At 71.4% G+C, this 10853-nt stretch carries 12 protein-coding genes and 1 riboswitch; of the genes, 7 read left to right on the top strand and 5 right to left on the bottom strand.

Features of this window, described 5'->3' with window-relative positions; all coding sequences use genetic code 11:
* A complete protein-coding gene (locus QF037_RS19020) occupies nt 1-957 on the top strand; it encodes an ABC transporter substrate-binding protein (RefSeq protein ID WP_307026860.1) in 957 nt (318 codons plus the stop codon).
* Between the two features lie 88 nt (nt 958-1045).
* Complete coding sequence (locus QF037_RS19015; RefSeq protein WP_307026857.1) at nt 1046-1420, top strand: hypothetical protein; 375 nt, start codon at nt 1046-1048, stop codon at nt 1418-1420.
* Between the two features lie 47 nt (nt 1421-1467).
* Here the strand turns inward: QF037_RS19015 and QF037_RS19010 are convergent, their stop codons facing one another.
* The 3 genes from QF037_RS19010 to QF037_RS19000 are packed head-to-tail and all read right to left on the bottom strand — an operon-like array spanning nt 1468 to nt 3133.
* Nucleotides 1468-2184 (bottom strand): isocitrate lyase/PEP mutase family protein, encoded by a 717-nt coding sequence (locus QF037_RS19010; RefSeq protein ID WP_307026855.1) that lies wholly within the window; start codon nt 2182-2184, stop codon nt 1468-1470.
* Complete coding sequence (locus tag QF037_RS19005) at nt 2181-2627, bottom strand: carboxymuconolactone decarboxylase family protein (protein WP_307026853.1); 447 nt, start codon at nt 2625-2627, stop codon at nt 2181-2183. The genes QF037_RS19010 and QF037_RS19005 overlap by 4 nt, the downstream gene beginning before the upstream one ends.
* Nucleotides 2624-3133 carry a carboxymuconolactone decarboxylase family protein gene (locus tag QF037_RS19000; protein WP_307026851.1) on the bottom strand — a complete coding sequence of 170 codons (510 nt, stop codon included), beginning with the start codon at nt 3131-3133 and terminating at the stop codon, nt 2624-2626. Before QF037_RS19000 ends, QF037_RS19005 begins: the two co-directional genes overlap by 4 nt.
* Before the next feature lie 47 nt (nt 3134-3180).
* Here QF037_RS19000 and pdxR point away from each other — a divergent pair, with 47 nt between their 5' ends.
* Nucleotides 3181-4566, top strand: a complete 1386-nt coding sequence (gene pdxR, locus QF037_RS18995; protein ID WP_307026849.1) for a MocR-like pyridoxine biosynthesis transcription factor PdxR — start codon at nt 3181-3183, stop codon at nt 4564-4566.
* A gap of 108 nt (nt 4567-4674) precedes the next feature.
* Here the strand turns inward: pdxR and QF037_RS18990 are convergent, their stop codons facing one another.
* Nucleotides 4675-5508: a hypothetical protein gene (locus QF037_RS18990; protein WP_307026847.1), complete on the bottom strand. Its 834-nt coding sequence runs from the start codon at nt 5506-5508 to the stop codon at nt 4675-4677.
* Between the two features lie 139 nt (nt 5509-5647).
* On the opposite strand from QF037_RS18990, the gene QF037_RS18985 reads away from it, so the two are divergent.
* The 4 genes from QF037_RS18985 (at nt 5648) to QF037_RS18970 (ending at nt 9793) form a co-directional block, all read left to right on the top strand.
* Nucleotides 5648-6007 carry a hypothetical protein gene (locus QF037_RS18985; protein ID WP_307026845.1) on the top strand — a complete coding sequence of 120 codons (360 nt, stop codon included), beginning with the start codon at nt 5648-5650 and terminating at the stop codon, nt 6005-6007.
* Between the two features lie 31 nt (nt 6008-6038).
* Nucleotides 6039-7223: a glutathionylspermidine synthase family protein gene (locus QF037_RS18980; protein ID WP_307026843.1), complete on the top strand. Its 1185-nt coding sequence runs from the start codon at nt 6039-6041 to the stop codon at nt 7221-7223.
* A gap of 45 nt (nt 7224-7268) precedes the next feature.
* Nucleotides 7269-8084 (top strand): methyltransferase domain-containing protein, encoded by an 816-nt coding sequence (locus QF037_RS18975; protein ID WP_307026841.1) that lies wholly within the window; start codon nt 7269-7271, stop codon nt 8082-8084.
* Between the two features lie 126 nt (nt 8085-8210).
* Nucleotides 8211-8300: riboswitch (ZMP/ZTP riboswitch) on the top strand.
* A 41-nt stretch (nt 8301-8341) separates the two neighbouring features.
* Nucleotides 8342-9793 (top strand): glycine hydroxymethyltransferase, encoded by a 1452-nt coding sequence (locus QF037_RS18970; protein WP_307026839.1) that lies wholly within the window; start codon nt 8342-8344, stop codon nt 9791-9793.
* Nucleotides 9794-10000: 207 nt separating this feature from the next.
* Here the strand turns inward: QF037_RS18970 and QF037_RS18965 are convergent, their stop codons facing one another.
* Nucleotides 10001-10735: a hypothetical protein gene (locus tag QF037_RS18965; RefSeq protein ID WP_307026837.1), complete on the bottom strand. Its 735-nt coding sequence runs from the start codon at nt 10733-10735 to the stop codon at nt 10001-10003.
* Nucleotides 10736-10853: the final 118 nt, after the last annotated feature.

Below are 10853 nucleotides of genomic sequence, written 5' to 3'. Positions count from 1 at the left end.
ATGCGCGTACGTACGACTGCCGTAGTGGCCGGTGCCGCTTCCCTGCTGTTGCTGACCGGCTGCGGTGCCGCCGACATGACCCAGCAGGCCTCGCCCTTCGCCAACGCGCAGGGCGCCAAGACCGTGACCCTGTCCGTGCAGTCCTGGGTGGGCGCGCAGGCCAACGTGGCCGTCGCGCAGTACCTGCTGGAGCACGAACTCGGCTATCGCGTCGACACCGTGCAGGTCGACGAGGTCCCCGCCTGGGACGCGCTCAGCCAGGGCCGCGTCGACGCGATCATGGAGGACTGGGGCCACCCCGAGCAGGAACAGCGCTACGTCAAGGACAAGAAGACGATCGTCAACGGCGGCGGCCTCGGGGTCACCGGGCACATCGGCTGGTACGTCCCGACGTACTTCGCCAAGGCGCACCCGGACGTCACCGACTGGAAGAACCTGAACAAGTACGCCGCCCAGATGCGCACCGCGGAGAGCGGCGGCAAGGGCCAGCTGATGGACGGCTCGCCCTCCTACGTCACCAACGACAAGGCGCTGGTGAACAACCTGAAGCTGGACTACCAGGTCGTGTTCGCCGGTTCCGAGGCCGCGCAGATCACCCAGATCAAGCAGTTCGCCAAGGAGAAGAAGCCCTTCCTCACCTACTGGTACTCACCGCAGTGGCTCTTCAAGAAGGTCCCCATGACCGAGGTGAAGCTCCCCGCCTACAAAGAGGGCTGTGACGCCGACCCGGAGAACGTCGCCTGCGCCTATCCGCACACCCCGCTGCAGAAGTACCTCAACGCCGACTTCGCCCGGAGCAGCGGCAAGGCGGCGGCCTTCCTGAAGAAGTTCAAGTGGACGACCGAGGACCAGAACGAGGTCTCCCTGATGATCGCCGAACAGAAGCTGACACCCGAGCAGGCGGCGAAGAAGTGGGTGGCCGGCCATGCGTCCACCTGGCAGGCATGGATCGCGTAAGAAGATCCACTGGGAATGGTGGTGAACCGCCCCCTTACGGGCGAAAGCGATTTTGTCGCTTCCCGCGCCGTCTGGTGGGCTGAGGCGCATGAAGAAGATCACGCATCTCACCCTGGCGGCGCTCACCACCCTCTCGCTCGTCGGACTGGCCGCGCCGTCCGCGGATGCCGCCACCAGGTGGACGTGCAGCGGCAAGCTGACGGCCCGGTGCATCACCAAGTCGGGCACCAAGGCCAAGGTCAAGTTCTCGAACACGACCTCCAGGTCGGCCAAGGGCAAGTTCGGCATCACCTGCTACGGCCCCGACGGCCAGAGCGCCAAGGTCTACAAGGACGGCACGATCCCCGGCTACGACACCTTCACCACGGCGTGGCGCCAGTGCCCCAAGGGGCTGCGCACCGGCGCCTACGGCTGGCAGATGAGCAACGGCAAGGTCTACTACACGGCGTCGCTCACCTTCTAGCCCCCGGGCGCGGCGGGGCGTGCCCCTGCCCGGTCACCTCTGCCCGGTCACCTCATCTCCGCGGCCAGCTCCGAGAGAATCTCGGACGAGCGCCGCTGCAGGCCCGGCCCGAACGTGACCCGGGTGGCGCCCCGCTCGCCGAGTTCGGCGGGGGAGAGGCCGCTGCCGACCAGCGCGATCACGTTGATCGGCCCGTGGATCCCGGCCCGCAGCAACGGCAGCACCTTCGCCGGGGCGCCGATCGGATACACGCAGTCGGCGCCCGCCGCGGTGTACAACGCCGCCCGCTCGATGGTCGGTTCGGGATCCTCGACCCCGCGCACGAACGTATCGATCCGGGCGTTGACGAACAGCGCGTCCCCGGCCGCGTACCGCACCTCGGCGAGCCACTCGGCGTGCTGGTGCGGGTCCTTGAGGACACCCCCGTTGGAGTCCTCAAGGTTGCAGCCCACGGCACCCGCCTCCAGCAGCCGCTCCACCAGCTCCTTCGGAGCCATCCCGTACCCGCTCTCGACGTCCGCGGACACCGGAACGTCCACGGCCCGGGCGATCCGCGCCACCGCCGCGAACATCTCGTCGGCCGGCGTCGCCCCGTCCTCGTATCCGAGGGCGGCGGCGACCCCCGCGCTGGGCGTCGCGAGCGCCGGATGACCGGCTTCGGCGAAGACGCGGGCGCTGGCGGCGTCCCAGGGACCCGGCAGGACGAGCGGATCGTCCTGGGCCGGGCGGCGGTGCAGCTTGCGGAAGATCTCGACCTTGCTCATGGCGTGTGGCCTCCCGGCGGGATACGGCGGCTCACCATCACCCGGTTCCAGTTGTTGATGGCGACGATCAGACCGATGAGATGGGCGAGCCCGCTGTCGTCGAAGTGCTTGGCGGCCCGCTCGTACACCTCGTCCGGCACGAACCGGTCCGTGAGGACGGTCACCGCCTCCGTCAGCGCCAGCGCGGCCCGCTCCCGCTCGTCGTAGACGTCCCCCGCCTCCTCCCACGCCGCCAACAGGTCCAACTTGCGCTCGCTCACCCCGTGTTCACGAGCGATCCGCAGATGCATGTCGAGACAGAACGCGCAGTGGTTGAGCTGCGAGGCCCGGATCACCACCAGTTCGGCCAGCGCGGGGTCCCCGAGCCCCTTCTTCGCGGCGGCGCTGAGCGCGGACATGGCCTGCCCGACGCCCGGGTCCAGCAGCCGCGTACGCCCCGTCACTTGTTCCCCGGCTGGTAGTGCCCCGGCACCAGCCGGCAGGTCACCCCGAAACGGTTCCACGCGTTGATGACGGCGATCGCCGCGATCAACTGCGCCAGCTCGGCCTCCGTGAAGTGCTCGGCGGCCCGCTCGTACACCTCGTCCGGCACAAACCCGTCCGTGAGGACGGTCACCGCCTCCGTCAGCGCCAGCGCGGCGAGCTCCTGCCCGGTGTAGAAGTGCTCCGACTCCTCCCACGCGCTCAGCTGGACGATCCGCTCGACGCTCTCGCCCGCCGCGAACGCCTCCTTGCTGTGCATGTCGACACAGAGCGCGCAGTGGTTGATCTGGGAGGCGCGGACCTTCACCAGCTCCAGCAGCTTCGGGTCCAGACCCTTCCGGGCGGCGGCATCGAGGCGGACCATCGCCTTGAAGACCTCGGGAGCCTGCTCGGCCCAGTTCAGCCGGGGAGTGTGTTCAGGGGCGTACTCCACGGTCGTCGGACGGTCATCGGTGTGCGTCGTCATAATGGCGACACTATGCGTGAGGCTGCCCACGGGTATGGTCCATTTCCATGCCGAAAACCTGGGCCACTCTGGGCGTCGACCTCCACCTGGAACCCACCGGTCCCGGCCTGCGCCGCGGCCTGACCGACGCCCTGCGCGAGACCGTCCGCACCGGCCGTCTCGCCCCGGGCACCCGGCTGCCCTCCTCCCGCTCCCTCGCCGCCGACCTCGGCGTCGCCCGCAACACGGTCGCCGACGCCTACACCGACCTGGTCGCCGAAGGCTGGCTCACCTCGAAACAGGGCTCCGGCACCCGGGTGGCGGACCGCGCGGTGATCCCGCCGTCGGCCACGGGACCCGGCCGCCGCGCATCGCACCGCCCCGCCCACGACTTCCGCCCCGGCACCCCCGACCTCACCGCCTTCCCCCGCGGCGAGTGGCTCAAGGCCGCCCGCCGGGCCCTCCTCGCGGCCCCCCACCACACCCTCGGCTACGGCGACCCGCGCGGCAGCGTCGAACTGCGCACCGCCCTCGCCGGCTACCTCGCCCGCGTGCGAGGCGTCCGCGCGGACCCCGACCGCATCCTCATCACCGCCGGCTGCGCCCACGGCCTCCGCATCCTCGGCACGGTCCTGCGGGCACGCGGCGTCCGGTCGGTCGCGGTGGAGTCCTACGGCCTGGACGTGCACTGGAACCAGCTGACGGCGGCGGACCTGCGCGCCGAGGCGCTCCCCTACGACGAACTGGGCACGGACCCGGGCGGGGCGGCCGGGTCCGGGGCCGTCCTCCTCACCCCCGCCCACCAGTTCCCGATGGGCGTGCCCCTGCACCGGGACCGGCGGACCGCGGTCGTCGACTGGGCGCGGCGCACCGGAGGCCTGGTCCTGGAGGACGACTACGACGGGGAGTTCCGCTACGACCGCCAGCCGGTCGGCGCGCTCCAGGGCCTCGACCCGGACCACGTCGTCTACCTCGGCACGGCCAGCAAGTCCCTGGCCCCCGGCCTCCGGCTGGCCTGGATGGTCCTCCCACCCGCACTGGCGGAGGCGGCCGCGGAGGCGAAGGGCAAGGTCGACACCTGCGGAGTGCTGGACCAGCTGACCCTGGCCGAGTTCATCGTCTCCGGCGCCTACGACCGCCACGTCCGCGCCTCCCGCCTGCGTTACCGCCGCCGCCGGGACGCCCTGGTCGCGGCCCTGGCCCTGCACGCCCCCGACGTCCACGTCACCGGCATCGCGGCCGGCCTCCACGCCGTCCTCCGCCTCCCGCCCGGCACCGAACAGTCCGTCGTCCAGTCCGCCGCCTGGCAGGGCGTCGCCCTCCACGGCCTGTCCTACTTCCGCCACCCGAAAGCGGTGACAGAGCGACTGGACGCCCTGGTGGTGGGGTACGGGGCACCGTCGGACCGGGCGTGGGCGGGGGCGCTGGAGGCGCTGTGCAGGGTCATGCCATAGCCCTGAGCTTCACCCTCGGTCTTCGGCCCCGTCGGCAGCCCTTGAGGATGGGAACGGGCAAGGGCGGCGGGGGAGGACAATCCGGCCCACCGCGACGACAACGAACCGTCACACGCCGACCGACTCCTCCTCCACCGGCGCCTCCCCGAACCGCGCCAACCCCAACGCCCCCACCACCGCGACCAAGAACCCCAGCACCGCCAGCCACCCCAGCCCTTCCCGCGTACGGTCCCCCAGCCACACCACCCCCACCAGCGCGGGCCACACCGTCTCCCCGATCACCATCGCGGCGGTCGCCGCCGTCACCGACCCCCGCTGCAGCGCCGCCGTCAGACACAGGAACGCCGCGCCCCCGCCCAGCAGCAGGGCGTACGTCGCCGGATTCACGAGCAGCTCCGACGGCGCGAGCGAGTCGATCAGCCGCACCGCCACCTCGACCACCCCGAACCCGAACCCGGCCCCCAGCCCGAGCAGCGGCCCCCGCCCCCGCTCCGGCAGCCGCCCGCCGCCGAGCCCGAGCAGCAGCACACCCACGGCGACAGCGAGCATCACGTACTTCAACGCGTCCGGTCCCTCCAGATCCCCCTCCGTCCCCGACGCGACCCCCAGCATCGCGAGCCCGGCACACACCACCCCCACCGCGCCCCACTCCGCCCGGCTCAACCGCACCCGCAGCAACCGCGCCGCGACCACCGCGGTCACGGCGAGACTCGACGCCAACGCCGCCCCGACCGCATAGATCGGCACCGACCGCAGCGCCGCGATCTGCAACAGGAACCCCACCCCGTCCAGCCCCAGCCCCGCCAGATACCGCCACTGCCGCACCGCCCGCAGCAGCAGCGCCGCCTCCCCACCGCCCCCGCTGCCCGCCGCCCGCGCGGCAACCGCCTGCAACACCGTCGCGGTACCGAAACAGACCGCCGCACCAAGCGCACACACCATCCCAAAGAGCACAAAGCGACTGTAGGGGAGGGGGTGCGACGGGCGGGGTGCCTGCGTGACGCTTATTACCGATCTCTAGGCTGACCGCCGGACAACCCAGAGCCGAACCACCGGCGACGAACAACGGGGAGACGCGAAAATGGCGGAGACACGGCGCCGGCTGCGCTCGAGCACGGTCGTGCTCGGCGGCATGGGGCTCGTCGCGGCGGCACTCACGTCCTGCGGCTCGGAACCCGACCGCCGCTGCGTCGACCGCGACAGCTACACCTACGAGGGCTACAAGGTCGTCGCCGACAAGAACTGCGACTCCGGCAGCTCCAGTTCCTCCTCGTACGGCAAGAACGGCAAGAAGAAGACCGGCAGGACCGGCACCGCCGACGCCGCCTGGTACTACGACGCCGACGTCAGCTCCGGCTACGCCGACTACGGCACCTTCAGCAAGAGCGAGGCCGTGGACCGCGGCGGCTTCGGCTGCTCCGGCGGCAGCGGCGGCGGCTGAGCGGACGCCGGACGACGAGCGGACGCACACCATGGAACGCCGCACCACCGAACCCCGCCCCGGCTGGCAGCAGACCGTCGAGGAACAGGGACTCATCTATCCCCTCACCCGCTACCCCGACGACTCTCTGCGCCCCTACTGGGACGAGAGCGCGTACTACGTCTTCTCCCTCGACGAGGTCGAGGCGCTGGAGGAGGTCGTCGAGGAACTCCACCTCATGTGCCTGCGGGCGGCGGACCACATCGTCACGACGGGCCGCTTCGCCGACCTCGGCATCACCGATCCGCGCGTCGCGGACGCGGTCGCCGAGGCCTGGCGCCGCCGCGCCGAACTCCCCTCCGTCTACGGCCGCTTCGACCTCCGCTACGACGGCGCCGGCCCGGCCAAGCTCCTGGAGTACAACGCCGACACTCCCACCTCCCTCGTCGAGGCCGCCTCCCCCCAGTGGTTCTGGATGGAGGAGCGCTTCCCCGGCGCCGACCAGTGGAACTCCCTCCACGAGCGCCTCATCGCCGCGTGGAAGAAGCAGGCCACGCTGCTCCCGCCCGGCAGCCCCCTGTACTTCGCCTACTCCTCGGCCGACGAACTCGGCGAGGACCTCATGACGGTCGCCTATCTCCAGGAGACCGCCGAGCAGGCCGGCCTGGACACCGCCTGGATCTCCATGGAGGAGATCGGCTGGGACCCCCTGTCCAGCCGCTTCGTCGACAAGCAACTCCGGTTCATCCGCAGCGGCTTCAAGCTCTACCCCTGGGAGTGGCTGACCACCGACCGCTTCGCCGACCACGTCCTCGACACCCTCGACAACGGCGGCGGCACGGGCAGCACCCTGTGGATCGAGCCCGCCTGGAAGATGCTGCTGAGCAACAAGGCGCTCCTGGCGATCCTCTGGGAGCTGTACCCGGGCCACCCCAACCTCCTCCCCGCCTATCTGGACGGGCCACGGGAGCTGGCCGATTCCAAGGGGTACGTCGCCAAGCCGCTGCTGGGCCGCGAGGGCGCCGGCGTGACGATCCATGAACCCGGCGCCGTGCCCGTACCGCGCGAAGAACCCTGCTGCTACCAGGAGTTGTCCCTCCTGCCGGACTTCGACGGCAACCGTGTCGTCCTCGGCGCCTGGGTCGTCGAGGACGAGTCCGCGGGCCTCGGCATCCGCGAGTCGCCCGGACCGGTGACTGACGCATACGCGCGCTTCCTGCCCCACGTGATCCTCTGACGCGACAGAATGATCGACCCGTGACGAACGGCAGAGGGGCGATCGGTGAGCGACACGGCCACGGTGGAGAACGGATACGTCTTCGACCCGTCCTGGGAGCGCGAGCACAGCCGGCTCAGCGCGCTGGAGGAGATCTACGACAGCCAGAGCCGGCACCGGCTCACCGAGCTGGGAGTCGCCGAGGGCTGGCGATGTCTGGAGGTGGGCTGCGGCGCCGGCAGCATCGCCCGCTGGCTGGCCCGGCAGGTCGGCGCCGCGGGGCGGGTGCTCGCCGTCGACCTCGACACGCGCTTCGCCGAGGCCCACACCCTGTCCAACCTGGAGGTGCGCCGGCACGACATCCTCACGGACCGGCTCCCCGACGCCCCCTTCGACCTCGTGCACGCACGTGCCGTGGTGGAACACCTCTCCGACCGTGACGAGGCGCTGCGGCGCATGGTCGCCGCGACCCGGCCCGGAGGCTGGGTGGTCGTGGAGGACTTCGACATCGACGGGCCGATGTACCCGGCCGCCGCCCGCTATTACCCGCCTCAGTACATCGAGGTGGCCGAGCGCCTCGGCCGCGCGCTGCGGGCCGCCTTCGGCGCCGCGGGGGTGGACCCCGGCACTGGCCGACGCCTGCCGCAGGCCCTGACGGACGCCGGGCTGACCGAGGTCGGGGCGGAGGTCTACGCGCCCGTCCTGACCGGCGGTTCCTCGGCCTTCTTCCCTCTCACCCTGCGATCCCTGCGGCCACGGCTCCTGGAGACGGGCGAGGTGAGCGACGCGGACATCGAGGAGGTGATCACCCTGACGAAGCTCCAGGGAAGCACCTACATCCCCAATTTCATGGTCCTCGCCTGGGGCCGCAAGCCGTCCTGACCCGGCCTGCCGCACAGGGTCGCCCCTATGCCGACCGCGGACGGCGACCAGGGCCCGGAGCAGGGTGATTCCTCGCTCGCATGGTGGACGCGGGCACTCCAGCGTCCGGGCCGGCCGGTAGGGTGGCCCACGGGCCGTGACTGGCGCGCTGGGATGGGACGGACCATCGGGGAGCGGCCCGTGCGTGACCGAGTGCCGTGCGCCTGGGCCGAACCGTGAATCGTGACCGCAACCGCCACGCCATCCGGAGGCCGCACATGTCGGACCAGCAGCCCCTCTCCACCGAGTCCACCGCCTTTCGCGCCGCCCTCGATGTGATCCGCGCCGTCGAGCCGCGCGTCGCCGACGCCATCGGCCAGGAGGTCCACGATCAGCGCGAGATGCTCAAGCTGATCGCCTCCGAGAACTACGCCTCCCCGGCCACCCTCCTCGCGATGGGCAACTGGTTCAGCGACAAGTACGCCGAGGGCACCATCGGCCGCCGCTTCTACGCCGGCTGCCGCAACGTCGACACCGTGGAGTCGCTCGCCGCCGAGCACGCCAGGGAGCTCTTCGGCGCCCGCCACGCCTACGTCCAGCCGCACTCCGGCATCGACGCCAACCTCGTCGCCTTCTGGTCCGTCCTCGCCGACCGCGTCGAGGTCCCCTTCCTGAAGAAGGCGGGCGTCCGCCAGGTCAACGACCTCACCGACGCCGACTGGGCCGAACTCCGTCAGGCCTTCGGCAACCAGCGCATGCTCGGCATGTCCCTGGACGCCGGCGGCCACCTCACCCACGGCTTCCGCCCCAACATCTCCGGCAAGATGTTCGACCAGCGCTCCTACGGCACGGACCCGGCCACCGGGCTGATCGACTACGAGGCGCTGCGGGTGTCCGCCCGTGAGTTCAAGCCGCTCATCATCGTCGCCGGCTACTCCGCCTACCCCCGGCTGGTGAACTTCCGCATCATGCGCGAGATCGCCGACGAGGTCGGGGCGACCCTGATGGTGGACATGGCGCACTTCGCCGGCCTGGTGGCGGGCAAGGTGCTGACCGGTGACTTCGACCCGGTCCCGCACGCCCAGATCGTCACCACCACCACCCACAAGTCGCTGCGCGGCCCGCGCGGCGGCATGGTCCTGTGCGACGACTCCCTCAAGGACCAGGTCGACCGCGGCTGCCCGATGGTCCTCGGCGGCCCGCTCCCGCACGTCATGGCCGCGAAGGCGGTGGCGCTGGCCGAGGCCCGCCAGCCCTCCTTCCAGGTCTACGCCCAGCGCATCGTCGACAACTCCCGCGCCCTCGCCGAGGGTCTGATGCGACGCGGCGCCACCCTCGTCACCGGCGGCACCGACAACCACCTCAACCTGATCGACGTCGCCTCCTCCTACGGCCTCACCGGCCGCCAGGCCGAGGCCGCCCTCCTCGACTCCGGCATCGTCACCAACCGCAACGCGATCCCGGCCGACCCCAACGGCGCCTGGTACACCTCCGGCATCCGCATCGGCACCCCCGCCCTCACCACCCGTGGCCTGGGCACCGCCGAGATGGACGAGGTCGCCGGCCTCATCGACCGCGTCCTCACCGCCACCGAGCCGGGCACCACCAAGTCGGGCGCCCCCTCCAAGGCCGCCCACATCCTCGACGCCAAGGTCGCGGACGAGATCTCCCACCGCGCCACCGACCTCGTGGCCGGCTTCCCGCTCTACCCCGAGATCGACCTGGGCTGACCAACGCTCTCTTGAGTTGTCAAAGACCGGCGACTCTCACGGATCGGTCAGATCAGTCAGATCGATCAGCTCGATGAGTTCTGACGTGGCTCCTCCCGCGGCGGTCCGGCTCCCCGTCGGCCCGCCGCGCGGCGTATCAGCAGCCCCCGTCGACCCCGGTCGCGACCCCGACGGCCGGCCCGACTCCGGGACCCCGGAAGCAAGCCCTCACACATCCCTCAGTTCCTGCCGAGGCCCCGGTTCCCGCACCCTCCGCCGTCGCAGCGCCGGCACGTCCGGCAGTCGCGTGGCGAAAGGCCGCAGCACCAGCGCCAGCACCGCCCCGGCCGCGAGACCCGGCAGCGCCCACCACCAGTCGGCGCCGTCACCCGACCCGGGCCGCTGGGCCGGGGCCGCCGCGGGCGCCGACTCGGTGGCCTCCGCCGGCTCCGTGCCGTACATGTCCCAGGGCGGTGGGTACTCCACCGGGTAGTCACCGTCGGCGGCCTCGCCCATCACGCCCAGGTTCTCGAGGAGCCCGCGGAGGACGGCCGGCCGTTCGGCGCGGTGCCAGGTGCCGTTCGTCGACGCGTCCAGATTCGCCGCCGTGTGTATCCAGACAGCCTCGGAGTCCACCGCCGGATGGACCCGGTCGACCCGCCACGGCGTCACGTCGTGCAGCATCCAGGTGACATTGATCTGTGGGCCGGCGGCCAGGTCGGCCTCGGGCGGCTTGTCCGCCGTGCCCGCGCCCGGTTCGCCGAGGAGCCGCTGCAACTCGCCGTACTTCGTGTCGGAGTGGTAGAGCGAGGCCGTCTCCGTACTCTCCGGCGAGACGATCAGCACGCTCGTCGGCCCACCGGCCGAAGCGGACCCGGCACCCCACAGGGCCAGCCCGAGCGCGGCCACCACCACCCCTGCCAGCGCCCCGAGTCGACGCCGCCCACCCCTCCAGCCGCTCATCCGCCTGTGCATCAGAACCCCCCACCAGCCGCTGCCGTACGGCCCGCCCCCGTCTTCGCGAGCCGTGTGTCACTTCTGGTACACCGCCCGGCCCGCCGGGGTTCCCACCCCGGCCGCA

Origin of the sequence: Streptomyces canus (assembly GCF_030815415.1) — a bacterium.
Lineage (GTDB): Bacteria > Actinomycetota > Actinomycetes > Streptomycetales > Streptomycetaceae > Streptomyces > Streptomyces canus_F.
Note: the sequence above shows the minus strand (reverse complement) of the source record. Positions and strands in the feature narration are given on the sequence as shown.